This is a genomic window from Marinobacter salexigens (assembly GCF_018860765.1).
In the GTDB taxonomy this organism is placed as follows: domain Bacteria; phylum Pseudomonadota; class Gammaproteobacteria; order Pseudomonadales; family Oleiphilaceae; genus Marinobacter; species Marinobacter salexigens_A.
In genome coordinates, this window is sequence record NZ_JAHKPV010000021.1 from 725,123 (window position 1) to 751,691 (window position 26,569).

Annotated in this window: 21 protein-coding genes and 4 tRNA genes; 10 read left to right on the forward strand and 15 right to left on the reverse strand. The window is 52.6% G+C overall.

The annotated features are described in order from the left end of the window. Nucleotides 1-16: 16 nt before the first annotated feature. On the reverse strand, nt 17-775 hold the full coding sequence (locus KO508_RS16865) for an alpha/beta fold hydrolase (protein WP_216009437.1): 759 nt from the start codon (nt 773-775) through the stop codon (nt 17-19). Next, nucleotides 775-1,881, reverse strand: coding sequence for a M14 family zinc carboxypeptidase (locus tag KO508_RS16870; protein WP_216009438.1), 1,107 nt, complete (start codon nt 1,879-1,881; stop codon nt 775-777). Before KO508_RS16870 ends, KO508_RS16865 begins: the two co-directional genes overlap by 1 nt. Nucleotides 1,882-2,227: 346 nt before the next feature. Between KO508_RS16870 and KO508_RS16875 the strand changes: the two genes are divergently transcribed. Both KO508_RS16875 and ppk1 read left to right on the forward strand, forming a co-directional pair. Next, nucleotides 2,228-2,452, forward strand: coding sequence for a hypothetical protein (locus KO508_RS16875; RefSeq protein ID WP_216009439.1), 225 nt, complete (start codon nt 2,228-2,230; stop codon nt 2,450-2,452). 276 nt (nt 2,453-2,728) lie between these two features. Then, on the forward strand, nt 2,729-4,954 hold the full coding sequence (gene ppk1 / locus KO508_RS16880; protein WP_252738171.1) for a polyphosphate kinase 1: 2,226 nt from the start codon (nt 2,729-2,731) through the stop codon (nt 4,952-4,954). Here the strand turns inward: ppk1 and KO508_RS16885 are convergent, their stop codons facing one another. After that, on the reverse strand, nt 4,955-5,689 hold the full coding sequence (locus KO508_RS16885; RefSeq protein WP_216009440.1) for a ParA family protein: 735 nt from the start codon (nt 5,687-5,689) through the stop codon (nt 4,955-4,957). A 54-nt stretch (nt 5,690-5,743) separates the two neighbouring features. Beyond that, the gene (locus KO508_RS16890; protein WP_216009441.1) at nt 5,744-5,905 is read right to left on the reverse strand and encodes a hypothetical protein; all 162 of its coding nucleotides are present in this window, start codon (nt 5,903-5,905) and stop codon (nt 5,744-5,746) included. Nucleotides 5,906-6,010: 105 nt separating this feature from the next. On the opposite strand from KO508_RS16890, the gene KO508_RS16895 reads away from it, so the two are divergent. Next, nucleotides 6,011-7,456: an esterase-like activity of phytase family protein gene (locus tag KO508_RS16895; RefSeq protein ID WP_216009442.1), complete on the forward strand. Its 1,446-nt coding sequence runs from the start codon at nt 6,011-6,013 to the stop codon at nt 7,454-7,456. Between the two features lie 263 nt (nt 7,457-7,719). Here the strand turns inward: KO508_RS16895 and KO508_RS16900 are convergent. After that, nucleotides 7,720-7,796: transfer RNA gene (locus KO508_RS16900), tRNA-Met, on the reverse strand. A gap of 90 nt (nt 7,797-7,886) precedes the next feature. Next, entirely contained in the window at nt 7,887-9,224 is a 1,338-nt protein-coding gene (locus tag KO508_RS16905; RefSeq protein ID WP_216009443.1) for an acetyl-CoA C-acetyltransferase, read from the reverse strand. A gap of 230 nt (nt 9,225-9,454) precedes the next feature. Here KO508_RS16905 and KO508_RS16910 point away from each other — a divergent pair, with 230 nt between their 5' ends. After that, nucleotides 9,455-10,861, forward strand: coding sequence for a 3-oxoacyl-ACP reductase (locus tag KO508_RS16910; protein ID WP_216009444.1), 1,407 nt, complete (start codon nt 9,455-9,457; stop codon nt 10,859-10,861). A gap of 40 nt (nt 10,862-10,901) precedes the next feature. On the opposite strand, the gene KO508_RS16915 is transcribed toward KO508_RS16910, so the two are convergent. The 5 genes from KO508_RS16915 to KO508_RS16935 form a co-directional block, all read right to left on the reverse strand. Then, nucleotides 10,902-10,977, reverse strand: a tRNA-Val gene (locus KO508_RS16915). Between the two features lie 8 nt (nt 10,978-10,985). After that, a tRNA-Asp gene (locus tag KO508_RS16920) sits at nt 10,986-11,062 on the reverse strand. A gap of 69 nt (nt 11,063-11,131) precedes the next feature. Beyond that, nucleotides 11,132-11,207, reverse strand: a tRNA-Val gene (locus tag KO508_RS16925). 130 nt (nt 11,208-11,337) lie between these two features. Beyond that, nucleotides 11,338-12,222 carry a DUF2846 domain-containing protein gene (locus tag KO508_RS16930; RefSeq protein ID WP_216009445.1) on the reverse strand — a complete coding sequence of 295 codons (885 nt, stop codon included), beginning with the start codon at nt 12,220-12,222 and terminating at the stop codon, nt 11,338-11,340. Between the two features lie 94 nt (nt 12,223-12,316). Further along, nucleotides 12,317-13,279, reverse strand: coding sequence for a hypothetical protein (locus KO508_RS16935; RefSeq protein ID WP_216009446.1), 963 nt, complete (start codon nt 13,277-13,279; stop codon nt 12,317-12,319). 310 nt (nt 13,280-13,589) lie between these two features. On the opposite strand from KO508_RS16935, the gene purE reads away from it, so the two are divergent. The 6 genes from purE (at nt 13,590) to KO508_RS16965 (ending at nt 21,010) form a co-directional block, all read left to right on the forward strand. Next, complete coding sequence (purE, locus tag KO508_RS16940) at nt 13,590-14,081, forward strand: 5-(carboxyamino)imidazole ribonucleotide mutase (protein WP_216009447.1); 492 nt, start codon at nt 13,590-13,592, stop codon at nt 14,079-14,081. A gap of 174 nt (nt 14,082-14,255) precedes the next feature. Beyond that, nucleotides 14,256-15,380, forward strand: a complete 1,125-nt coding sequence (locus KO508_RS16945) for a 5-(carboxyamino)imidazole ribonucleotide synthase (protein WP_216009448.1) — start codon at nt 14,256-14,258, stop codon at nt 15,378-15,380. Nucleotides 15,381-15,469: 89 nt separating this feature from the next. After that, nucleotides 15,470-16,048 carry a superoxide dismutase [Fe] gene (gene sodB / locus KO508_RS16950; protein WP_216009449.1) on the forward strand — a complete coding sequence of 193 codons (579 nt, stop codon included), beginning with the start codon at nt 15,470-15,472 and terminating at the stop codon, nt 16,046-16,048. A 269-nt stretch (nt 16,049-16,317) separates the two neighbouring features. Continuing rightward, nucleotides 16,318-18,378, forward strand: coding sequence for a putative bifunctional diguanylate cyclase/phosphodiesterase (locus KO508_RS16955; protein WP_216009450.1), 2,061 nt, complete (start codon nt 16,318-16,320; stop codon nt 18,376-18,378). Nucleotides 18,379-18,401: 23 nt separating this feature from the next. Beyond that, nucleotides 18,402-18,989 (forward strand): LemA family protein, encoded by a 588-nt coding sequence (locus tag KO508_RS16960; protein WP_216009451.1) that lies wholly within the window; start codon nt 18,402-18,404, stop codon nt 18,987-18,989. Nucleotides 18,990-19,000: 11 nt separating this feature from the next. Further along, nucleotides 19,001-21,010, forward strand: coding sequence for a M48 family metallopeptidase (locus KO508_RS16965; RefSeq protein ID WP_216009452.1), 2,010 nt, complete (start codon nt 19,001-19,003; stop codon nt 21,008-21,010). 10 nt (nt 21,011-21,020) lie between these two features. On the opposite strand, the gene gspD is transcribed toward KO508_RS16965, so the two are convergent. The 4 genes from gspD to groL form a co-directional block, all read right to left on the reverse strand. Continuing rightward, nucleotides 21,021-22,982, reverse strand: a complete 1,962-nt coding sequence (gene gspD, locus KO508_RS16970; RefSeq protein WP_216009453.1) for a type II secretion system secretin GspD — start codon at nt 22,980-22,982, stop codon at nt 21,021-21,023. A 32-nt stretch (nt 22,983-23,014) separates the two neighbouring features. Then, entirely contained in the window at nt 23,015-23,878 is an 864-nt protein-coding gene (locus KO508_RS16975; protein WP_216009454.1) for a type II secretion system protein N, read from the reverse strand. After that, nucleotides 23,878-24,669, reverse strand: a complete 792-nt coding sequence (gene gspN / locus KO508_RS16980) for a type II secretion system protein N (RefSeq protein WP_216009455.1) — start codon at nt 24,667-24,669, stop codon at nt 23,878-23,880. Before gspN ends, KO508_RS16975 begins: the two co-directional genes overlap by 1 nt. Before the next feature lie 175 nt (nt 24,670-24,844). Beyond that, nucleotides 24,845-26,497 (reverse strand): chaperonin GroEL, encoded by a 1,653-nt coding sequence (gene groL, locus KO508_RS16985; RefSeq protein ID WP_216009456.1) that lies wholly within the window; start codon nt 26,495-26,497, stop codon nt 24,845-24,847. Between the last annotated feature and the right edge of the window lie 72 nt (nt 26,498-26,569).

The window sequence follows — 26,569 nt, forward strand, 5'->3', positions numbered from 1 at the left end:
ATGAAGCGATGACAGTTCAGTCGGTGCGAACCTGAACAGATTGATCTTCGGGAAAGTAAGTATTCAATTGCTCGATCAGCCACAGCGAATCGTCCAGCGGCAAGTCATGACCGGCGTTAGTGTGCAGCTCCAATGGACACTCAAGCATCTCAGCCAGATCCCGGCTGCAACGCCAGTTCGTCAGTCGATCTCGATAACTGGCCAGCACAAGGGTTGGCATTTCAGGAGCTTTCTTGGGTGGTTTATAGCGGGAGGCCGCACAGAGCTGGCGAACCACATCGCCCCGCCGAACCGGGCGCTCACGCTGAATTGCCTGCCATTGCCGAGCAACCTCACCACTAATGGGGCGGTTACTCGTAAGAGCTAGAATGGCGCGTTCCCGCGTATCACTGTCGGCTTGTGCCAGGATACGCATAACAGGCACCCACTGAGTCGGGCGCATTCGCCGCCAAGGCGAACTCAATCTGGAACTGGAAGAAATCAGCACCAGACCCGCGCAATCTTCAGGCTGATTGAGTGCCCAGTCTAGCGCCACCATACCTCCGAGAGACAGTCCGATCAGCCCTAGCGGGCGCGGCAGCCGGCGAGTCGCCCGGTCAGCGAACTGGCGAGCCTCGGCAATGGACGTGGGCGAGCGCAAGTCTCGGGCTAGCCCGGTGCCAGGCAGGTCAACTGTATGGAATCTATCCTCGGGGCGTGCCCGTCGAAGCTGATCTGGCCAGTCGCCCCAGTGAGCACTTTCCCTTGCCAGCCCTCGAATTAACAACCAATCCATTAAAGATTCTCACCCCTACTGTACCAGTGTGCTCTGGCAGCAGCGCGCAGCCACTCGCCTTCAGACGGGGTGGGCAGCCAGCTGTCATAATTAGCACTTGCACTGAGCAGGAAATCAAACAAAAGCATATGGCTACGAAGAACCCGGTGATGACGATGAGTCACCAGAGGATTGAACAGCCCTTCCCGACTGAACAGCTGGCGGGGACGCTTGCGCAACCAGCGCCACGAGCCCATCTCAAGAGTCAGCGGAAGCCAAGGAGCACTGGCTTCACGATTATGACGTTTATAAAAGTAGTCCCACAAATCACCATGGGTAACGTAATGCTCCGATTGCGGCTCGAACTGATAATCGTGATGGGGGTAGGCTCGCTCCCAAAGCAGCTTCAGCGCCATAACGGACGAGATGTTACGCATTGGGCGGCGCCGATATGCGTAGGGAAACCAGATCTGATCACGCCAGCCGAAGCCTGAGTGGCAGTCGAGCGACACGCTGAATGGTCGGCCGGGCAACAGCTCCTCGATAATGCCCTGCAAAGCCAAGTTTTCGGGCTGCATCCCTTGGTCGAGCTTGCCTCTGTACCACGGTAGCAAGGGCGATATACGCTGCCCGCCCACCAAAAAGGTAGTCGGGCTCTGGGCCGAAATAGGCGCATTACGCATAAGGTCCACACCGGCAGGATTGCTTCGCCGGCTCAGATACATACCGCCAGGATTGAGCAAAGGCACTACCACCAAACGCACCTGTTGTAGAAGTTCTGCCAGATGCACATCCCAGCGCAGCCGGTTGGCCAAGCTTTGCAGCCACGCCGTAACCACCTGAGTGCCGATGCGCTCCAGCCCGTGCACGCCACCCAGTAACAGCAGCGCAGGACGGTCCGCTGGCGCATCGCCGACATCAACACGGTAAATTGGTAGCTCAAGCGAATCCACCGGAATACTCGCACTCACCTGCACTTTAAATTGCTCCGGTGATTCAGCGAGGGTGCGCTCCAACTCAATGAGTTCAGGTAATCGCCGGCGCAACTGCCGCCGCTGCTGCCCATCACGTAGCCCCTGTTGCTCCGGCACCACCTTGATGTGAGTGAGATCGCTAAGTTCAGTCATGGTTCCACCTCACCTAAGCCACCGTGACTTTGACGCACGCCGGCTCTGGGTCATCCAGCGCCAGTTTTCATTCAGACCTTTTACCTGAGAGCTTCGTGTTTCATGCGACACGCTTTCTTGAATATAGAGACTAATTCCGGGCATCGTCGGATTTGTTCCTGCTAATTTCCTCAAACATAACCGAACAAAGTGAAAACCTCGTGACACTGCCATTTATTTCGAGTGCCGAGACGGCGCGCTTGTGCAGAATCCCCCAAATTACCATTGAAGCTTGCGCTAACCCAAAATGTATATACAATGTAGATATCTTTCAGTTTTGAGATTCACTTTTTCGCGAGCATCAGTTATGTCCGATAAACCAAAGAAAGTGAAGACCAACAAGAAAGATAGCCAACTGCTGATTCGTATCAGCGGTACAGAACGCGAGCAGTTTCTAGAGTTGTGTGAGCAGCTAGATACCAGTGCCGCTCGCGAAATCAGACAGTTCATTCGTGGGTTCGTTAAGAAGCATAGAAAGAAGAAAAAACCCACTGAAGAGCCTAAAAACGCAAAGGGAAAACTCGATGTCTAAGAAAGCCGTTAAAGCTATCAAACAGAAAATCAAAGCACGTCAAAGCAAAATCGAAAAACACGAGAAAAAGATCAAGTCGCTAAAGAAAGAGGCCAAAAAAGCAGCATAGCATCGGCTCAGGGCCGCCTAATGGCGGCCCGTCTCCACAACCTACAGCAAACACTGAACAACTTTGTCACATTCCGCATTTCCGCTTAGTCATTGTCATCAAACTGTCACCTCTCGGATTCACTCTACTTGTTTTATGCCTGCTCATTCAGGAACCCGAGGTCAACGATGCACGAGACACAAGATGAGAGGCTTTCTGCCGATAGCCCAACTCAGGACAGGCCCGTCAGCGATATGTCTGACAGTAGCCCAGAGGGTTCTCCGCTGAGGGTCAATCGAACACGGCGAGGCGTCCGCGCCAAGCCAGCCGTTCCGGTGGAGACCAACCTCGCTGCACCAGAGCTCTACTTTAATCGTGAGCTTTCAACACTGCAGTTCCATATCCGCGTTTTGGAGCAGGCTCTGGACCCCTCGCATCCATTGCTTAACCGGCTGATGTTTCTGTTGATATTTTCATCCAATCTGGATGAGTTTTTTGAAATTCGCGTGGCTGGTATCAAGCACCGGATCGCCTTTCAGCACGAAGAGGCCGATATCGACGGTCATCGGCCTTCCCAGCTTCTGGACGAAATTTCAGCTATTGCCCACCATCATGTTGAGCGCCAATACCAGATTCTCAATGACATCCTGATCCCTGAACTGGCAAAGAAGGGCGTACGCTTTCTTCAGCGTTCCAGGTGGACCGAGAAACAAAAACAGTGGGTGAAGCAGTATTTTGAGAGCGAGATAAAACCCGTTATTAGCCCCATCGGGCTTGACCCTTCCCATCCATTCCCACGTCTGGTTAACAAGAGCCTCAACTTCATTGTTGAACTCTCGGGTCAGGATGTATTTGGCCGGGAAGGAGGTCTGGCGATTTTGCCCGCACCCCGCTCGTTGCCGCGCCTGATTCGTCTTCCTCCCGAGCTTTGTGAGGAAGCAAGTGATGACTTTGTGTTTCTTTCTTCTATTATTCACGCCAATGCGGACGACCTTTTCCCGGGCATGACCATCAAGGGCAGTTATCAGTTCCGGCTTACCCGCAATGCCGATTTAACTGTGGACACAGAGGAGGTCTCTGATCTGGCGTCGGCACTCAAAGGAGAATTATCGGCGCTGCGTTACGGTGCTGGCGTGCGTCTGGAAATCGCGAGCAACTGCCCGCCGGAATTGGCGGAATTCATGCTTAATCAGTTCAAACTCGGTGAACGCGACCTTTACCGCGTAGATGGCCCTGTGAACCTGAGCCGACTAATGCAGCTAATCAGTGAGGTTGAGCGGCCAGACCTGCTTTACAAACCCTTTGTACCGGGTCTTCCAAAAGGCCTTCGTAGTGGCAATGAGAGTCTGTTTGATCTAATACGTCAGGAAGATGTACTCCTTCATCATCCGTTTCAGTCTTTCTCTCCCGTTGAGAGCCTGCTGTCTGAATCGGCGCATGACCCAAACGTCCTCGCAATCAGGCAAACCCTCTACCGTACTGGGGCGGACTCACCCATAGTCAACGCCTTGGCCGAAGCCGCTCGCAATGGCAAAGAAGTAACGGTGGTGATTGAACTTAGAGCCCGTTTTGACGAGGCGGAGAATCTGGCATTGGCTTCCAAACTTCAGGAGGCGGGCGCCATTGTGATTTACGGCGTAATGGCATACAAAACCCACGCAAAAATGATGCACATTGTTCGTCGGGAGAACGGTACCCTTCGCTACTATGCGCATCTGGGCACCGGAAATTACCATTCCAAAACCGCTAAACTTTACACCGACTACAGCCTTTTTACCGCTAATGTAACCCTATGCGAAGACGTCAATATGGTGTTCCAGCAGCTCTCGGGGATGGGCAAAGCACGCAACATTTCCACCCTGCTTCACGCGCCTTTTGCTCTACACAATGGTTTGCTACAACTGATCGCCCGGGAGGCCAAAGCTGCCGCGCGGGGTAAAAAGGCCCATTTGATCATCAAGTGTAATTCGCTAACGGAACCAGAGCTGATCCGTGCTCTGTACCGCGCTTCTCAAGCGGGTGTGCGTTGCGATTTATTGATCCGGGGCATGTGCTGTTTGCGCCCGGGGGTACCGGGAGTTTCTGAAAATATCCGGGTACGCTCTATCGTCGGCCGTTTTCTGGAGCACACCCGGGTGTTTTATTTCCATAATGAAGGGCAGCCCGAGGCCTGGGCCTCCAGCGCCGACTTTATGGAGCGCAATATGTTTCAGCGAGTAGAAACCTGCTTCCCCATCTTGGATAAGAAGCTGGCACAACGGGTGCGAAAGGATCTGGAGACCTATATGGTCGACAACAGCCAAAGCTGGGATTTAACGGTTGATGGTACGTATGTGAAGCGAACCCCCATAAAAGAAGTCGCTGCGATCAGCGCTCAGGAAACGCTTCTGTACACCCACGCGGCACAGGCTTAATCACCTTAACCTTTGGGCTACCTCCTCCCACAAAGTGGCGTAGGCCAGCGCTGCAGGCGTGCGGGCGGCAAACTGGGATAAAGGCGCCTGCGTAATGCCCATTCTCTCAACTACACTAGAGCTCGGGATAGTCGTGCTCAGGAGTAATTTATGCTCAGATGAAAGCTGTGCCATGACGTCCAGATGCAGCGTTTTACGACGATCTACCAGCGTAAAAAAAGGCCAGACTGAACAAGGGTAGTCCTGCTCATCGAGATGACTGCGCAATTGTTTGAGTGTGCGCAGGGAAAGCGTCGTTGGGATCAGCGGAACCAGCAATGCATCCACGCTGGAGAAGACCTGCTCTGAGAGCACAGAAATGCTGGGCGGGCAATCTAGTATAACCAGATCGTAGTCGTCGCGGATGGGCTTGAGTAGTTTACGTAAATGACTTGGTTTTCTCTCATCAAGCAGTTGATCCAGCTCCCGGGCGTCGAACGACGCCGGTAACAAGTCCAGCCTCTCCACATCAGTGTCGTAGATCACCTTATCAAACGAAGCCTTGCCCTTAATGAGCTTGTCTATACCACCTTTCACCTTGGGCTTTGCCCGGAGATAGTAGGTTGTAGCAGCTTGAGGATCGAGGTCCCAGAGCAGAACCCGATAACCGTGCAAAGCGGACTGTGCCGCAAGGTTCACTGCTGAGGCAGTTTTTCCTACCCCGCCTTTGATGCTGTACAACGCTAACATTTTCATGGAGGCATCCAATATAGGTGGTGAAAACTATTTTACTTTGATGGAGCCACACTATCATCGATTTGCTTTATTCGTATCGCGCACCTTCTGCCACTGGCCAACAAAAAGTCCGCCATAGGTGGCGCGAATGTCAGAAACTCCACGCTTCCATTCAGGGAAGATGCCAACAACTGTAGCAACCTTGTCAGGAGCGGCCAGCCCCTCAGGTACCGTCACCGTAATGTCATTTTTCGCGCGTAAGTTAATACGCGCTTCACCGCCATCCAGTTGCCACCTAGCGGTTTCGGCGAGTTTTGTTGAAAAGAAAAAGGAAGAAAGCTGATGTATAAGACAATGACGTTGATTACCACGGTGCTGGCCACTTCCATGTTGGCCGGTTGCAGTACCGTTAAGGAGAACAACGACGAAGCAAGGAGTGCAGGTGTTGCAGCAGTGTTGGAGAGTTTTCCGGCGACAGGAGTACTCCTGCCCTATGATGTCCTGCGCAGCGACCTAATCGACGCAAAATCTCGACAGCCATTGGAGGTACGTAATGGCGGCTTCGGCTCCGCAATGACTGCCCATCCCAACAACCCGACTCACTTCTATGCCCTTACAGACAGAGGCCCCAACGCCAGTTTCACCGGCGACTACGGCAAGGGCAAGAAATTCCCAAGCCCGGACTACACTCCGCGAATCGGTTTGTTCGAAGTGATGGAGAACGGCCAGATAAACCACGTCAGCACCATTCTACTCAAAGACCTCGACGGTAATAACATCAGCGGTTTACCCAACAGCGCTGCTCTAGGCGGCACCGGGGAGACCCCCTACTACAATAGCGGCCAGCCCATCCTGATCGATGATACAAAACCATACGACGAGACCACTAATCCGTTCAGGTTGGACGACTACGGCCTTGACGGCGAAGGTTTGGTTGCGTTGAGCGATGGCACCTTCTGGGTCAGCGACGAGTATGGGCCGCATTTGGTTCACTATGATGCTAACGGCGTGGAGATCGACAGAATCAACGCATTTTCCGGCGACGCTCGCACGAGCATCAACCTGCCAGCCGAGTTCGCCAACCGCCGCGCCAACCGAGGTATGGAAGGCCTGACTATCACACCAGACGAAAAAACCCTTGTCGGGATCATGCAGTCGACCATGTACAACCCGAACAGCAGTGTCAAGGATCTGGATATCACCCGTATCGTCACGGTTAACCTGGACACGAAAGAAGTGGGACAGTATCTATACAAACAGGAAAAGACTCAGAACTCCAACTCAGAGATCGTCGCCCTGAGCAACACAGAGTTTCTGGTCATTGAGCGTGACGGCAGCTTCCTTAATGGTGGCCCCGGTGGCGCCAGTGCCGCCAACCCTAGCGCTCAGAAGCACGTCTATCGTGTCGATCTCTCGATCGCAACCAACCTTGAAGAGATAGCCGCAACCGGAAACATAGATCAGGACAACGCACTAGGCCTAACCATCGACAGCAAAACTCTGGAAGAGGTAGTCCTTGCAGACGGCGACTGGACCAGCCTGATCGAAGCAGGCATCGTGCCGGCTGAAAAAAATCTGGTTGCAGATATGGTCGCTGCGGTGGGTTTCCCTCACGACAAGATGGAAGGTTTGTGGCTCATTGACGATAGCCACCTTGGCGTTCTGAACGATGACGATTTTGCCACCTGGTCCACCGGTGGTGAGCTGGAGCAAAAAAAGCTCGACGTCAACACCATCGACGGAAGCCGACTGTACATCATCGACGGATTAGATCTGTCCAGCCACTAAGACGGTATAAATAGGGGCGACTGGGTCATTGAGCAGTGGTCCTGCGAGCAGCCAGTTGAAGCTGCCAAGCGCCCAGAAAGGTGTGTGAAAAACCGTGCAACCCACCTGTGTTGGCAAGCGTGACAACGAGAGGCTGAATATCTACACAGATTTGTGACAAGCCAAAAATCATGAATATGCGTAGCTCATGCACCACATCGTTTTTCGACTGCCCAAACGCAAAAAGGCAGATCAGTAAGTTACTGATCTGCCTTTCTTTTATATGGTAGCGGGGGCAGGATTCGAACCTACGACCTTCGGGTTATGAGCCCGACGAGCTACCAGACTGCTCCACCCCGCATCAAACTGGTTGGTGTCTCTCGATCACCGTGGCGCGCATACTACGGCGCTTAAGCCAATCTGTCAAAGCCTATTCGCGCTTTCGAGAAATTTATCGCTCCAAAATAGCCGTTATGCCTTGGCCGCCAGCGGCGCAAATTGAAATCAGGCCTTTGCCGCTGCCCTTCTCTTCCAGCAGTTTGGCAAGCGTAGCCACGATGCGCCCACCCGTAGCTGCAAACGGATGGCCTGTTGCCAGACTGCTGCCCTTAACATTCAGTTTGGCGCGGTCAATGCTGCCCAGCGGCTTATCCCAACCCAGATTATCTTTACAAAACGCAGGGTCTTCCCAAGCTTTGAGGGTAGAAAGAACCTGAGACGCAAACGCCTCGTGAATCTCGTAAAAATCGAAATCCTGCAAACTAAGGCCTGCTTTTTCCAGAACCCGCGGCACAGCGTAAGCCGGAGCCATCAACAAGCCTTCTTTTTTATCAACAAAATCCACAGCCGCCACTTCTGAGAAGGTCAGCCATGCCTTCACTTCCATATTATGGGCTTTTGCCCACTCTTCACTGGCCAGAAGCACACAAGAGGCGCCGTCAGTCAGAGCAGTGCTGTTAGCAGCCGTCATGGTGCCATTTTCGCGATCAAAAACCGGCTTTAAAGTGGCCAGTTTTTCCAGCGTCGTATCCGGGCGCAATATGTTATCTTTTTCAAGACCAGCCAACGGCGTCATCAAATCACTAAAGAAGCCTTCTTCATAAGCCTTCATCAACTTCTGATGGCTTTCCCACGCCAGTAAGTCCTGCTCTTCACGGGGGATTGCCCACTCTTTGGCGGTTATCTGAGCATGCTCACCCATGGACATTCCTGTGCGTGGCTCACCATTTTGGGGTACTTCCGGCTTTAGGTGGGAAGGGCGAAAACGGCTGAGGATTTTGAGCCTATCACTCGTCGACTTGGCACGGTTCAAATCCAGAAGGATTTCCCGTAAACCCTCACCTACGCCAATAGGAGCGTCCGAAGTGGTATCCGTACCACCGGCAATACCACACTCAATCTGGCCGAGAGCAATTTTGTTGGCAACCAGAATGGCAGCTTCCAATCCTGTGCCGCAGGCTTGCTGAATATCATAAGCCGGCGTTTCCGGCGCTAGCCCGCAGCTCATCGCTGCTTCACGGGTGAGGTTAAAATCGCGGGAATGCTTGATCACGGCTCCAGCAACCACCTCACCAACACGTTTACCCTCCAGATTGTAACGATCGACAAGTCCACGCAAAGCCGATGTCAAAAGTTCCTGATTGCCAATCTTGCTATAGGCTGTATTCGAGCGCGCAAAAGGAATTCGGTTGCCCCCGAGAATGGCTACGCGACGAACTCCGCTAGCCTTTTTCTCTGTAGCTTTAAGGGCTGGGGATTTCTTTTGGTTGGACTTCTGAGCCTGTGCCATGATGATATCCTTCCTCTATTGGGTTCCTGAGCACAAGAGCTTGAAGGTGCGGCTTCCAAACCCGTGCACTCGGGTAAGCAGTTTATGAATGCAGTCTAGCGCCCACAGCCGCCATCTCATTGGCATGCCTGACAAAGCCTTAAAAGCGTTGAGTCAATCACATAGCTGATGGATTCATTACTCTGTAATCTTTCATACTCCACTCATCATTCCAACACAAGGACGAAGCCATGTCAGACATCTATCTCAAACTCGTCAATACACCCGTGGGCAAAACTGCAGCACAAACGCTTGGATTACCCTCACCGGCGCCCCTCAAGCGTCTCAAGCGCGCAGATCAACCGTTTATTGAAGGTGATGTTTTGGTCGGCGCAGGCAATGGCGGCAAAGCTATAGCGGTGGTTGGCGGTGTTCTTGGTGCCAGCGCTGCAATGCTGCACCACGCCAGCGGCAAGGCAACACTTGAAGATTCATCAAAAGCGGGCAACAAAGCGAAAGCACTGGATTTAGCGGCAGCTTCCGAAACCAAATTTTCGGCTTTAGTGTTTGATGCCACCGGGCTCAAAGGCCCAAACGATCTTCGTGCGCTTTATGACTTCTTTCACCCAACCATCAAAAAGCTTGGTGCCAACGCCCGAGTTGTAGTCATTGGTCAGGACCCTGCCACTTGCCGCAAAGCACCACAAGCCGCAGCGCAACAAGCTTTAGAAGGCTTTACTCGGAGCCTAGGTAAAGAAGTGGGCAAAAAAGGCGCCACGGCCAACCTACTTTGGATAGCACCAAATGCCGAGAAGCAGTTGGAATCCAGCCTTCGTTTTTTCCTGTCTGCCCGGTCGGCATATGTTTCAGGCCAAGTTGTTCGCATTGGCAAAACCACTGAATCACCAACCACAAACCCGGTTGCCCCACTCACTGGGAAGGTTGCATTGGTAACGGGCGCCTCGCGGGGCATTGGTGCCTCCATTGCCGAAACCTTGTCGCGCGATGGCGCTACGGTTATCGGGTTAGACATTGAACCCGCAATGGAAGATTTGGAAAAAGTTACCCGTGCAATCAAAGGCAAAGCTCTGGCCTGTGACATTACCGCTACAGATGCTCCTGCAAAAATTGCGGATTTTGTCGAAAAGCACTTTAGCGGGGTGGATCTGGTTATTCATAACGCAGGCATTACCCGGGACAAAACTCTAGGCAACATGCCGGAGCATTTCTGGGATATGACTATTGCAGTTAACCTGACGGCGGAAGAGCATATTAACGGCGAACTTATGAGCCGAGAATTGTTGCGTGAAGGTGGACGAATCGTCTGCATTTCGTCTATCAGCGGCATTGCCGGAAACTTCGGGCAAACCAACTACTCTGCCGCAAAATCCGGCGTAATCGGCTATGTAGAAGCTATGGCAAAGCAGGTAAAGAATGGCATTACCATCAACGCCGTAGCCCCAGGCTTTATTGAGACTCAAATGACAGCTGCCATGCCCATGACCTTGCGTGAAGCCGGTCGACGCATGACCAGCCTGTCTCAGGGCGGCCTACCTGTAGATGTTGCAGAAACCATTGCCTGGTATTGCAGCCCTGCATCAGGCGGTGTTAACGGGAACGTTGTAAGAGTATGCGGTCAATCGCTGATCGGGAAGTAAAAAAAAGGGCAAGCCCATCGGACTTGCCCTTTTTAAAATCTGGTGGGTGGTACTGGGATCGAACCAGTGACCCTCGCCTTGTAAGGGCGATGCTCTCCCAGCTGAGCTAACCACCCAGAAAGAGTGGCGGAGCGGACGGGACTCGAACCCGCGACCCCCGGCGTGACAGGCCGGTATTCTAACCAACTGAACTACCGCTCCGCATTGATTCGGCATTAAGCCTGAATCGCGCATCGAACTCAAGAGCTCGGTGCTAGCCCTAGAAAGAAGTGGTGGGTGGTACTGGGATCGAACCAGTGACCCTCGCCTTGTAAGGGCGATGCTCTCCCAGCTGAGCTAACCACCCACTTCATAACCTTTCAAAGGCACTCACTTGAAAATGCTGATGTTGCCTGCGAAGAGACTTCATTGCTCAACCAAGTGAGAGGCGCATTTTAAGCATTTGTTCGGCGGTGTCAAATCTTTTTCGGGAAACTCTAAAAAAACCACCACCCACTCGACTCTGCCGCTTCACGACGCTCCCGCTCCAGTTCTAACTGAGCATAGTCTTGCTCCAGCTTCTCAATCTTTTGATCAGCTTCAAGCGGAGCCGACGGACCACCACCGAACGGCCAGTACCAAGACGAAGGCTCATATTTCCCTTCGCGTTCCAACCGTTCCAATTCCAGCTCGCGTTCCTCTTCAAGCAGCGCGATTTGCCGTTCGTAATCGGCATCTTCATTGGCCTCTACAATCGAAACCGCGGCATGGTTCGGTGCCAACAAGTCACTGTTCAGGAAGCGAGTTGAAACAATCTCCTGCTTCTGCATGGCGTACTCTCTGGTAACCAGCTGCAGGTCACCCTGCGCCAAGGGGTGCTCAGGATCGAGGTCAGGATGCGCCTGTGTAGGCTCAGAAAGCTCATTGTAACGCAGATAGTAAATCCGACCCGGCTCAACCTCTAGCAAGGCGTCTGCAATCTGGCTGAGACTGAACGAATTCAATCCCTCCAGCCCCAGTAGCGGCCTGCGCATAGCGATATGACGCTCACCTGGGCTGACTACCAGCCAAGTGAAGCTATCATTGCGGATATTGAAATAATGGGAATCATCGATGTAGACGCTAGGGGCTTCAATTTCATCAGCGGCCCACTCAGAGTCGGTGCGATAGAAGTAGAGTACTGCGTGTTCGCGATCCCACTTATCGTTATCAATGTGCACAAAATCATGGCCAGAAACCGGGTGCAGGAACGACCCGGTACTTTTGCCAATAGACTGGTAAATCGTGCATCCAGACGCCGACAGCATGGCCACAATCAACAACGTACGGACGCATAGGGAGCTCAGCTTAAACGGCTCAAAAAAAGACACAGGGGTTTTCATTGTATTAACTCTTCATCCTTTGGTGAGTAGCCTGATCATAGCAACTGCCAAGCGCTATAAATGAGAGCTACCGCAAGGGATGAATAACAAACCGTTACTGTACTGACATCTCGTTTCGAAGCTGATTAACCTCTTCTGATAACCGCACAAGCCGCGAGGTAAACTGGGCGCGCGACGAATCAATGGCCTGAACACTTTTCTTCAAGGCCGCAAGCTCATTTTCGAGCTGCTTGTTACCGTCACCCCCAGCAACCTTTTTCTCCAAGGCTGACAAACGCCCCTCAATCCCCTGGATACCAAGCTTCTGCTCTTGTTCAAACCGTCTCACCCGGCGCTCAACCACCTGATCAACATCCGCCAACTGCTTGCCTAAAGCAGTCAGCTTCTCCGTCGCCTGCCGGTTTGCACTCTCCAAAGCTGCAACCGACGTATCCGTTCGTGTTTTGAGCGCCGCCAAATCCGCACTCAAAGACGCCTGCACTTTTTCAACCGTAGATCCCACGTCTGCCAACGCTTTCTCACCCTCCGCAAGGCCCGCTTCTAAAGTAGAAATTCTCTCTTGCTGATCATTCAGTCGCTTCTTATTTCGCTCATTCGCGACCACCCAAAGCTTGCGAATCTCACTATCCGCCTCATCCAGCTGCTTTTTCTGGGAATCCAACTGCTCGGTCAACGAAGCACCACGCTCCTCCAAACTTTCCCCTGTCTCAGAAAGATCCCCCTCGAACCGCGCCAACGCCAGCTTACTCTGACGCGCCCAATAATCCGCCTCCTCCAACTGAGCTTCCAGCACCTGAATCCGTTGATTCTGTGAATACCAACCCGCCACTGAAGCCACGGCCACGGCAATAACCAACAACCACAACACGGCCAAGCCCGACCGACCGCTGCCACCTCCGTTGCCGTCACCCTTGACTGGTTTCGAGGGCCTGGACTTCCCCCCGGCTCCTCCCTCGGCGGACGATTTCGGCTTCTTCTGAGCTGGCGCCTTATGCTCTGGCGTACCAATAGGCCGCTCGGCTCTCAGTTCATCGTCATCTGGACGGATGGGTTCCATTACAGCTCCTGAATATGGACGGTTGAATTAACTGGTACTGATAATACATGCACTTACAAATGGGTTGAAATGAAGAAAGAAAAAGGTGTTGATTCTACATTCCCACGTCAGGGACCAGGGTACGGTAGGGACTTCTTTTTCAGAAATGTCGTAGGCCATGGATGGCCAAAGACAAGCGCACAGGGAAGTGCTTGTAGCGGTTCCTGAAAAAGAAGCCCCTACCGTGCCATGCACCCAAACACCTTCCTTGCATGGCAGATAGCCAAAACATACAATGTCCGGCTTTCCAATTATCACAGGACAGTTGCGTATGCAGCCGCTTGTAGGACTTATCATGGGCTCCAAGTCCGACTGGCCCACCATGGAACACGCCGCTCACATGCTCGAAAAACTCGGCGTTGCCTATGAAGCCAAGGTCGTCTCCGCCCACCGCACTCCGGACCTGCTTTTCGACTACGCGAAAACCGCCTCCGACCGCGGTCTCAAAGTGATTATTGCAGGCGCAGGTGGTGCCGCACACCTACCCGGCATGGTCGCCTCACAAACGTCCTTGCCAGTTCTGGGTGTTCCCGTACAGTCCAAAGCCTTGAGCGGCCTCGATTCGTTACTTTCCATTGTTCAAATGCCTGGCGGCATTGCCGTGGGCACACTGGCCATCGGCAACGCTGGAGCAACAAATGCAGGCCTGTTAGCTGCGCAAATTATTGGCACCTTTGATGAAGGTGTTCGAAAAGCAGTAGATGAATTTCGGATGACACAGACCCAAACAATTCTGGACAATCCTGACCCGAAAGAACAGTGAATCTACTGACCAGTCCCGATTGCGCGGCAGGGGCGAGGCTTTACAAAACTGTGCGGAGCCATGGATGGCGGAGCCAAGCGTACATGGACGTATTCACAGCGTGTTTTGTAAAGCCTCGCCCCTGCCGTGCCAACCACCCAAGGTAAAATGCCCGACAACGGCAGGAGAACACAAATGAGAATTGGTGTATTAGGTGCCGGCCAACTGGGAAGAATGCTTGCCCTCGCCGGTTATCCGCTGGCCAAAACCTTTGTTTTCTATGACATGTCCGGCAGCCCCAGCGCTGGTCTGGGTGAAGTCATGATCGACCGCGAAGGCAAATACATCGACGACTTCCTGTCGCGGGTTGATCGTGTCACCTACGAATTTGAGCACCTCCCGGTAGATGTGGCAGAAAAGCTGGCGAAAGAAAAACCGGTACACCCCTGCCCCCGCGCCCTGCAGATTTGCCAAAATCGCGAAGCTGAAAAAACACTGTTCGGCGAGCTCGGTATCCCCACACCCCAATGGAAAATTGCCGACAGCGCTGCATCCCTAAAAGCCGCAGCAGAAAGTCTTGGCTGCCCGGTCGTGGCGAAATCCAACACCGAAGGCTACGACGGCAAAGGTCAGGCTGTATTGAAGAGCCCGGAAGATGCAGAAGCTGCCTGGGAAAGCATTGGGCACCCAAGGCTAATGGTCGAAAAGTTTGTAGAGTTCAGCCGCGAAGTTTCTATCATCGCTGTGCGTGGTGAAGATGGCCAACTGGCGTTTTACCCGATTTCAGAAAATGTTCATCACGAAGGCATTCTTCGGTATGCCATTGCGCCAGCGCCGAAGCTCGAAATGCACGTTCAAGAAGATGCCGAGCGATACATAAAAGCCTTGTTGAACGAGCTAGGTTACGTAGGTGTACTTACTCTTGAGCTTTTTGATACAGCCAATGGACTGGTCGCAAATGAGATGGCACCCCGAGTCCATAACTCCGGACATTGGACCATTGAAGGAGCAATGACCAGCCAGTTTGAGAACCATATTCGGGCCGTGAGCGGGCACCCATTGGGCAGCGTTGAGCCTCGCGGTTTAAGCTGCATGATTAATATCATTGGAGAACACGGCGATGTTGAACGCCTGCTTGAACTCCCCTACGCTCATGTACACCTTTACAACAAAGGCGAACGGGCTGGCCGCAAGCTGGGCCACGTCAACGTATTGGCGGACAGCTATGAAGAATTGGTTTGGCGAGTTCGGAACTGTGTACAGTTTTTACCCGGCAGCCCTGAATTCAGCAGTTCATTACACAGTAACCGCACAGCCTGAATCATCTTACGGGGTTGATATCGCTCAAATCGACCCTATATTAGCTCGGTGACACTCACCATAATAGAGAGACTAGGGAGAACGACCTCATGGCTTTTGAACTTCCAGCACTACCTTACGAAAAAAACGCTCTAGAACCGCACATCTCCGCTGAAACCCTCGAATACCATTACGGTAAGCACCACAACACCTACGTAACCAAGCTTAACGGTCTGGTTGAAGGTACCGACAACGCCAACAAGTCGCTTGAAGATATTATCAAAAGCGCTAGCGGCCCGTTGTTCAACAACGCAGCTCAGGTGTGGAACCACACTTTCTATTGGCACTGCCTAAGCCCGAACGGCGGCGGTGAGCCAACCGGTGCAGCAAAAGAAGCCATCGAGAAGGCTTTCGGTTCTTTCGATAACTTCAAGAAAGAGTTTAATGATAAGGCAGCCAACAACTTCGGCTCTGGCTGGACATGGCTGGTAAAGAAGGCTGACGGCAGCGTTACCATTGCCAACACCAGCAATGCAGAAACACCGCTTACCGGCGCAGACAAGCCTGTTCTGACGGTGGATGTTTGGGAGCACGCGTACTATATTGATTACCGCAACTCTCGTCCGAACTATTTGGAAGCGTTCTGGAATCTTGTTAACTGGGATTTCGTGAACGAAAATCTGGCCTAATCAATTTGGCTAGTATTCCAGATTCAGCCGATAACGGCTGAATGTAAGACGCCCGCATTCAGCGGGCGTTTTTGTATAATCATTAATCAAATTTACAAATTGAAACGCCAGTATCCTGAACTATTTGAAATAATCGTCGATACTTCATGATGCAGTGTCGTTTAATCTGAACCATAATCCGTACCGTTGGCGCCGTTTCGCTAAAGCCGCCAGCGCAATCCAGCTTCAAGTCTATGGGCGCCTAGTGGATAGGCTAACGACGGGTCTAAATGCGGAAAATTTTTGAGCTTGATAATCGTCTCGGCTATAGAATCCTTCGCTGGATACTGGCCGTCGCGCTGATCAGCGGTGTGATTTTCAGCGCCATACAGGTGGTGCTCGATGCACGCCGTGTGTCTGCAGATCTGGACAATGAAGCCATGCAAACCATCGCCATGGTTAAAGATGCAGCAACTCAAGCTGTGTTCAGTATTGACTCTGATCTAGCAGACCAAGTAGTGGACGGCCTGTTTGCCCGTGAGGCCGTACATCTCGCCCAGATACTCCACACAAATGAAGAACCTCTTAGCAGCCGTAAACGGCCTATGGCCGAGAGCACCTTTAGGCCGTTGACTGACGCTATTTTTGGTGTCGAGCGCCAATACCGTACAGAACTTAAACGCAATAACGGTTCAGATACTGTTTACGGCTATTTTGACGTTCACTACGATACTGTGCCTGCCGCCCACATATGGTTGGGACGCGCCACCGTGACTTTCACCTCTGTGGTGGCAACGGCGGTCATTCTCGGCATGGTACTGTTCTTCGTCTTTTACATGCTGCTAACCCGTCCACTGTTGCGCATTGTACATTCGGTAAAACAGGTAGACCCGGCGCATCCAGATGACCGCTTAATTGCTACACCTATTGGCCATGAGAAAGATGAACTCGGGCTTTGGGTGGGTGCCACCAACACACTGCTAAGTGCCATTGGGGAAAGCCAGAAGCGCCACCGCGAAGCAGAAGACCGAGTAAGCCGACTCGCACGCTATGATCAGCTTACAGGGCTGCTCAGCCGAGATAGCTTTATGGAGCTTTTAAACGCTGATATCGAAGAGTCCAAACACAACCAAACACTTTTGTCGGTCATGGTTTGCGGCGTTGATGATTTCAAGTCTGTTAACGATCAGTGCGGCTTCCGCGCCGGGGACCTCTCCCTACAAATTGTTGCAGACAGGCTCATAAATTCACTCAGCGGATCACGCTTCACAATAGCACGCCTTGGCGGCGATCAATTTGTCGTTGTCGAAAAGAGGCTTAAAGACGGTTTTCAAGCTGCGGACACTGCTGAAGCAATTCTTTCCGGTATTAGCGAACCCATAAGGATCGAAGGCCAGAGTGTTTCCATGACCGCAACGCTGGGCATTGCACTCTACCCCGCTGACGCCACGCAATCAGACAGACTGCTTCAGAGCGCCGAGCAAACTATGATGCTGGCGAAACAAAAAGGGAAGGACCATTTCCAGTTCTACGTGGCCAGCATTGATCAGGAAATCCGAGACCGTAAACAGCTGGAGACAGACCTATCCAAAGCCTTATCGCTGAACCAGCTGCACCTTGTTTACCAACCTCAGATAAACCTGGAGACTAAGCGGGTTATAGGTGCTGAAGCACTACTCCGCTGGGAGCATCCTGTACGCGGGCTGGTGCCACCGGATTATTTCATACCTGTCGCCGAGAACAACGGATCCATTGTTGGAATTGGTCAATGGGTTTTAGAGCAGGCCTGCCTTCAAGCCAAGCTGTGGGCAGACAAAGGGCTCCCTTTGCGCATTGCCGTAAACCTGTCAGCGGTACAGTTACATCAAAACACTATTGTTGATGACATTCTCGGTACTTTGAAGCGTTATGATATTCCGGCTGGGCGTCTCGAATTGGAAGTGACAGAAACCAGCTTCATGACCAACATGTCTGATGCCGTAGCCAAATTACATACCCTGAATCGAGCGGGCATTAGCCTTGCGGTAGACGATTTCGGTACTGGATACTCGTCCCTTACTTACCTTAAAAAAATGCCGGTGCAACATCTGAAAATTGATAAGCAGTTCATTCGTGACCTGCTCGTAAATAAAGAAGACACCCGCATCACCAACACCATTATCGATCTGGGCAGAAGCCTCAATTTAACCGTTGTCGCCGAAGGTGTTGAAACAGCAGAGCAAGAGTATTATCTCACCCAACGCGGGTGCAAACTTGCGCAAGGTTACTTCTTCAGCAAGCCCCTACGCCCTGCGGATTTCGAGACGTTTGTGCAGGAGTTTCACGAGAAAATCGTAGAAAATAACGCCTGACCCATTACCTGTGAGGATTTGCCATGGGCACTACCATTGTTGGCCTGATCGTTATTGCAGTTGCGGTAATCTATCTGGTTTTTATCTATAACCGTCTGGTTTCTCTGCGTAACCAGTTCAAAAACGCCTTTGCGCAGATTGATGTGCAACTCCAACGCAGACACGACTTGATTCCCAATCTTGTCGAAGCTGCCAAAGCTTATCTAACCCATGAAAAATCAACGCTCACACAAGTTATGGAAGCCAGAAACAATGCTGTGAGCGCCCAGAAAGACGCCGCAAGAGATCCCGGCGACGGTACCAAAATCCAGCGTCTTGGCGGAGCCGAAAATCTACTTAACAAAGCTCTAGCCAACTTCTATGCGGTAGCGGAGAACTATCCCGACCTAAAGGCAAATGAGACCATCCAACAATTGATGGAAGAGCTTTCCAGCACCGAAAATCGCGTGTCTTTTGCCCGCCAAGCCTATAACGATGGCGTGATGAGCTATAACATCTTCCGCGAGCAATTTCCCAATAACGTGATCGCTGGCATGTTTGCCTTCAAAGAAACCTCCCAGCTAGAACTTGAGTCCCCAGAGGCCCGTCAGGCGCCTAAAGTGGCCTTTTGAGGCCCTGACACATGGCTCACACCGGGTTTTTCCAGCGTCAGGCCAGTGCCCGGCGCAACACCAGTCTGTTGGTCGTTTTGTTCCTTACAGCTGTGGTGCTGATCACTCTCGCTGTGTGTCTGGTGGGTTACTTCGTAACCCGCAGCGAAACCTCAGGCCAACCCTTTCATCACTGGCTGCTGTCCAGTCACGGCCTAATTACTGCAGCAGCCGTGGTGCTTCTGATTGGCATGGGTTCATTAATACGCTGGGCGGATCTTGCCGGTGGCGGTAGTCGCGTCGCAAAAATGGTTGGCGCCCGCCCTATTGACCCAGATACCCGCGACAGCGACGAGCGCAAGCTGTGCAACATTGTAGAGGAAATGGCCATTGCAAGCGGTGTGCCTGTTCCAGAACTCTACATCATGGACACCGAGACCGGCATCAATGCCTTTGTGGCGGGTTACACCCCTGGCTCGGCAGTTATGGTGGTCACTCATGGTGCGATAACACAACTAACCCGCGACGAACTGCAAGGTGTTGTAGGGCATGAATTCAGCCATATCTTTAATGGCGATATGCGCTTGAACATTCGCCTGATTGCTTTGCTTGCTGGTATTTTGATGATCGGTCAGATTGGCGGATTCCTGCTTCGCTCGTCATTCTACAGCGGCGGGCGCACCACCGGCCGCAATCGAGACGGACGAGCCCAAGCCGCCATGGGCGTCGTTGGCATCGCACTGTTTGTCATCGGATATGTGGGAGTTTTTTTCGGGCGATTGATACAGGCCGCCGTATCCCGGCAACGGGAAACCTTAGCCGATGCGTCTTCGGTACAGTTCACCCGCAACCCGGATGGCATTGGCGGCGCCCTCTTTAAAATCGGGCTCAGGGGTAGCTATTTGGATACTACCGGCCATGCCAGCAACATGAACCACATGTGCTTTGGAGAAGCGGCACGCATGAAGTTCTCCTCGCTGCTTGCGTCTCATCCACCGATTCAACAACGCATCCACGCCATCCAACCCGGGCTTATGGCGCGCCTGAAAAGTCGCCTGCGCGACACGGAACCGGGAGCCGACCTGCGCTCTGCAACGGCGGGATTTCAACCAACCGGGGTCTCAGGCATCGCAAGTGCAGCCACCGACCTTTATGGCACCATCTCTGGCAGGCGCACGTCGGTTTCTGGCTCCGCAATTGCCTCGCATGCCGCACCCGGCCCCCACAGTATACAAAGGCTCTCTGAAAGAGTCGGCACCATCAGCCCTGAAGGTGAAGACTTTGCAATCAAGCTCCTCCAACAGTTGCCCTCAACCTTTCGCGGCTTGCTCTACACTCGGGCTGGCGCCATTCAGCTATGTTATGCACTGCTTATCAGCGATCTGACTCAACAAGAGCAGGCTGAACGGCTCGGATTGCTTCCGGAACATTCGTTATTTGGTCCGCAACCCGACTTGCTTGCAAAGCTGATCCCGACACTCCAGAAAATGGGTGACGCCGTTCGTTTCCCGGCCTTGGAATTGGCAATGCCAGCACTCAGGAAGCTCGACCCTGAAGAACGCGCGGATTTGATTCGGTGGGTAAGAGTATTGGTGAACGCAGACAAGAAGGTTACGCTGTTTGAGCTGGCGCTTACCAGCTTCCTTTCGCGCCACCTCGGAGTGGATGCTGCCCGGGCCATTCCCGTTCGCTATCGCAGCTATAAGGCCGTGATGCCTGCGTTGCAACAGCTTCTGAGCCTCTTGGCTCGAGCCGGGGTGGGCAACACCCAGCACGACGCTAAAGCGTTGTACCATCAAGCGATGGCGGGCTTCGCCAGCAGCTGTCATGAAGACCACCCAATGCTAGCAAAAGTAAGCATGCGTCAGTTACAGGAAGCGCTCAAAGCCCTGAACGGGCTTTCTCCATTGTTAAAGCCTGCCGTTATCGACGCCTGCGGACACTGCATCACCTACGATGGAGTAATTGAGCCGAGGGAGTACGAACTCATGAGGCTAGTGGCAGACCAAATGGACTGTCCGATGCCACCTATGGTTGTGTGAGCAAGCAGGCCTACGGAGCCCGCTCCCCTTCCCCTGCATTGAACAGAACATTCACACTCGGGTTTGCTTTAACCTCTGGCAGACCCAGCTTGTTGCGTATATCGAGATTCACCTTCCAGAGTTTATTGAACTTCTCCGAGGTAACCGTAACCGCTTCCGCCTTACCCAGCATGATCTTCGGCCGCAAAAACACCAACAGGTTACGCTTTACCCGGCGCTCAGACTCCGATGAAAACAGTCGGCCAAGATAGGGGATATCGCCCAGCAACGGCACCTTGCTCTTGCTGACCGTGTAGTCATCTCTGGTAAGACCACCCAACACGATGGTTTCGCCATCATCCGCGAGCACGGTTGTCTTGATCTCACGCTTGTTAGTTACGATATCAGATGCGTTATCAATGCTATCGGCTACGCTCTCCGTCGTTTGCTCCACCACCAATCTCACAAGGCCGTCCGCGCTGATTGTTGGCGTTACCTTTAGAGTAAGACCAATATCACGGCGCTCAATGGTCGTGAACGGGTTAGTGGTGCCATCACCCGCCACCGTGGATTGGCCAGTACGGAAAGGCACATTCTGGCCCACAATAATTTCGGACTCTTGGTTATCCAGTGTAATAATGCTTGGCGTCGATAACAGGTTCGCCGCAGCTGACGTAGACAGCGCCTGTAGTAGAATACCCCAGCTAACGCCACCCTTGTCCCTTTGGCCAGCACCCAAAGTTATGCCGCCAACCGCTGGCGTAATAGCTGATTCGGTCAATATCGCGCTCAGCACATCTCCGAGGCTCTTACCTACGTTTCCGAAGTTGGTGCCCATCACGGGTGTTGAGGAGCCAGACTCATCGCCGACAGCTACCTGAACGCCCAGATCTTGACCCAGTTCATCACTGATCTCCACAATCGCTGCTTCAATCAACACCTGAGCACGGCGCACATCCAACGCAGCGACAATTTCCTCAGCCTCCTGCATCAAAGACGGCTCACCACGAACAACCAATGCATTTAGCCCTTCATCTGCGAATACCGCAAAATTACCCTGAGGTTTCGTACTGGCACCACCACCGGTTGCACCACTTCCACCGGCTGCCTCTTTGGTAACCTCCCCCATAATGCCTTTTAAAAGCTCACTAAGGCCTTTTGCATCAGCATGCTTAAGACGAATAACTTTAGTGGCCCCACCACTGGCAGAAGGCTGGTCCAGCTGCGCAATCAGGCCGCGCATTTTTCCACGAAAGGTTTCATCGCCACGAAGAATAAGGCGATTGCTGCGCTCATCAGCAGTCACGCTGTATTTTCTTGCAGAATTATCGTTACCTGCACGACCAAGCTCATCCGGAGCAAGCTCTTGCAACAAAGCAACCATATCGCCAACCCAAGCCTCTTTTAGCTTGATAACTTCCACTTCGTATTTCGACGGGCTATCCAGCTCCCTAACAATTTGCTCCATACGCTTAATGTTGGAGGCGTGATCACTAATAATCAGGGCGTTGGCTGCAGCTACACCCGCAAGGTGGCCATACTTTGCAACCAAGGGCCGCAGAATAGGAACCAATTCCAGCGCATTGGCATTATCGATCTGAATAACCCGGGTTATAAGCTGCTCGGAAGGAATACTTGAAAAGCGCCCTAACACTTCGGCTGATTGTTTCGCATCCACTTGCTGTACAACCTTGATAACCTCTTCCCCGGGAATAGCCGTAAACCCGTGCACGTTAAGCACGGCTAGAAACAGGTCATAGATTTCGTTCTTGTTCATCGGGGCGCTGGAAAGAACCGTTACCTTGCCCTTCACTCTGGGATCTACCACAAAGCTGTATCCGGTAATGTCTGCAACCTGAGTAACAAAAGCGCGGATGTCTGCGTCTTTGAGGTTCAGCCGCCAGGTTTCGCCCTGAGCGTACGCTGCCGACATAAGAGGAAGAAGGATAAGCAGAGCCAAGGTCCGCAATAAATTGGTCTTGTAGTTGTACATCTGGCGATTTCGTCCTGTATCGATGAACCCTGTCAGCGCCACTGCTCAGGTATGGCATAACTTATGGTGAGGATGGACCCGTCACGTTCGATTTCTATATCAAGGCTGGTCTGGCCACGCCAGCTCTCTAGAAGCGACCGATCCTGCGCCACATCACCCAGGCGCTGCCCGTTGATGGCAGTAATCACATCGCCAGCTTTGAGGTTCACGGCATTCAGCATGGCATTAGAACCGTTGTACACATAACCCGAAACACCTGTCTCATCAACCGGGCTAAGGCCGTAAGGCGTTAGAGCGGCCACCCCTGCGCTGTCGAGTTGCTGCCGCGCATTTTCTAAAAACGCTTCGGGCGAGGATTCTGAAGGCCCGCGGGCCACTTCTGCAACCATTGTGGATGCGTCATCTTCCTCAAAGGTTAATGACTCATAGCGTCCACCCCGGCGAATCAATATGCGCCCCGACTCAACTTCTGCCAGTTCGGCATTACCGGGCAAAACACCACCAACACGATACCATGCTGTTTCGCCATTGCTCCCGGCCACTATAGCACCAGAGTCCTCCGGACGCTGACCTACTAGAACACCTTCAAGTCTGAGGCTCAACCCTGTTTCCGGCGCCGCTCGCTTCGCGGCGGCTGCCACTTCTCCCGTCGCCTCCGCGCGACCAAAAAATTCATAGCTTGCCATGGGGTAGCTGCTTGAACTTAAGCTTCCGGAAGCCTTACCCACGGAGGAACCAGCACCAGAAGAAACCGCAACCGGTTTGTCTTGCCAGACAAAAAGCCAAGTGACATTCGCCATCGCGATGCCCAAATAAATAACCAGCCACATAAGAAGCACATTAGCGACTGCTTTCGCTATTCGATGCTGGGTTTCTGGGGCTGGCGTAGCCGTCATCAACGAGCTCCCGGTAACAGAGGCTGCTTTATGCGGAACACAACATCATCGGGGCTAGCCGTGTCCGACCAAGGCTGGCCAGCCAGATCTATCATGCGTTTATAAACCCGCAATTCCACCATGCCGTTCCACAGAATATTGGCATCTGCAGCCGGGCCGTTACCCGCCTGCTCTGAAACAACCAGCTCTACACCGCCGCTTGTAGTCTCGATATTTGCCTGCATGGGCGGAAACTGCGCTTGCCCTGTCTGGTTACCCATGGGCCAGCTTACATCCCCGCCAGCCCATCTTCCGAGACCGTCCGCACGAACCATGCGGTCATCCGCCCATTCAAGAATCAAGCGGTCGATACTTACATCGCCTTCAATCATCGCGCCGCCGCTGCGGCGAATCAGTTCTTCAAACTCGACTACGGCAATCTGACCACGAGCATTCAATCGAGCACTTTCGGGCCAGCCTAAGGTTATATCGCCCGCAATAGACGACTGCTGGGATTCCACAGAAACCCGTACAGTCTGCTCCAAACCCATAATGGACGGCCAGCCAAGTTCCCATTCAATCCGTAAAGGAAAATCCGCAACAACAACACCAGCCTTGCCATCCCAAAGCTTGCCCGCCACCTGCTTCACTTGAACCTGAGGTGGCAAGGAAACATGAGAAGAAGCCTGATGCCACACCCAGCCAGCAGGAACAAACACAATTAATGCGCCGACATAGAAAAGCAGCCCGAGCAGCATAAGCAAAAACAGCTTACCGAGGCGGAAGAAAGGCTTGGGTTCAGCGTCACTCATTCAATTACACACAAACAGTTGACCGGTTGCCGAGTCTAACAAACGCTTTCGCCAAGTTCATGACAAAAAAACAAAAACCCCTCGCCAGTGTGAACCGACGCGGGGTTTTCGAAAGCGGATCAGGCCACGTCTCTCAATTTGAGACGCAGTCGGAATCAGCGAGTTATGAACGGCATTACATCATGCCGCCCATGCCTCCCATTCCACCCATTCCACCCATATCTGGCATGCCGCCACCGGCTTTCTCTTCATCCGGCTCATCTGCAACCATCGCCTCAGTGGTGATGATCAAAGAAGCAACAGATGCAGCAGCCTGCAGCGCAGAGCGGGTTACCTTGGCTGGGTCCAGAATACCCATTTCAAGCATATCGCCGTACTCTTCAATCCCAGCGTTGTAACCAAAGGAGCCTTCGCCTTCACGAACCTTGGCAACAACAACTGAAGACTCACCACCAGCGTTGGAAACGATCTGACGCAATGGAGCTTCCATCGCACGGCGCAGGATGTTAACGCCAGCTTTCTGCTCTTCGTTGATCGCGTCAACCTTATCCAGCGCAGCAATCGCGCGGATTAGAGTTACACCACCACCCGGCACAATACCCTCTTCAACAGCAGCACGGGTAGAGTGAAGGGCGTCTTCAACGCGGGCCTTCTTCTCTTTCATTTCCACTTCAGAACCGGCGCCCACCTTGATGACGGCAACACCACCCGCCAGCTTGGCTACACGCTCTTGAAGCTTCTCTTTGTCGTAGTCTGAAGAACTGTCTTCAATCTGCTTACGAACCTGCTCAACGCGAGCTTCAATATCAGCCTGAGCACCGGCACCATCAATAATAGTGGTGTTTTCCTTGGTTACGTTTACACGCTTGGCTGTACCCAGGTCGTCCAGAGTAGTGTTCTCAAGGCTCAGACCAACCTCTTCGGAAATCACAGTACCACCGCTCAGAATAGCGATGTCCTGCAGCATTTCCTTGCGACGATCGCCAAAGCCAGGCGCTTTAACAGCAGCTACTTTTACAATGCCGCGCATGTTGTTAACAACCAAAGTTGCTAGCGCTTCACCTTCGATGTCTTCGGCGATGATCATCAGTGGCTTGCCAGCTTTGGCAACAGCTTCCAGCACCGGGAGCAGCTCGCGAATGTTGGAGATTTTCTTGTCGACCAGCAGCATGTACGGATCATCAAGCTCAACAGACATGTTGTCCTGATTGTTGATGAAGTACGGAGACAGGAAGCCGCGGTCGAACTGCATGCCTTCCACTACGTCCAGCTCGTCTTCCAGACCACGGCCTTCTTCAACCGTGATAACACCTTCTTTACCTACTTTTTCCATTGCGTCAGCGATTAGCTTACCAATAGTCTCATCGCCATTGGCAGAGATGGTACCAACCTGAGCAATAGCACGGCTGTCGTCGCAAGGCTTGGCCATTTCACGGATAGCTTTTACGGCTTCCGTCAGACCCTTGTCGATACCGCGCTTAAGATCCATCGGGTTCATACCCGCGGTTACTGATTTAACACCTTCATTAACGATAGACTGGGCCAGAACAGTGGCCGTAGTAGTACCGTCGCCGGCTGTTTCATTGGCTTGGGAAGCAACTTCCTTCACCATCTGGGCGCCCATGTTCTCGAACTTGTCTTTCAGTTCGATTTCTTTGGCAACTGATACACCGTCTTTGGTAATAACCGGAGCGCCAAAAGACTTCTCCAGAACCACGTTACGGCCTTTGGGGCCCAGAGTTACCCGAACCGCGTCTGCAAGGACGTTGACGCCTGCAACCATGCGCTTACGGGCGCTATCACCGAACTTAACTTCTTTTGCTGACATGTCTTCTATTCCTGTTCGTTAAAACCGAATTCGTTGAATCAATCGGGTTACTGACTGTTCGTGCGAATTGCT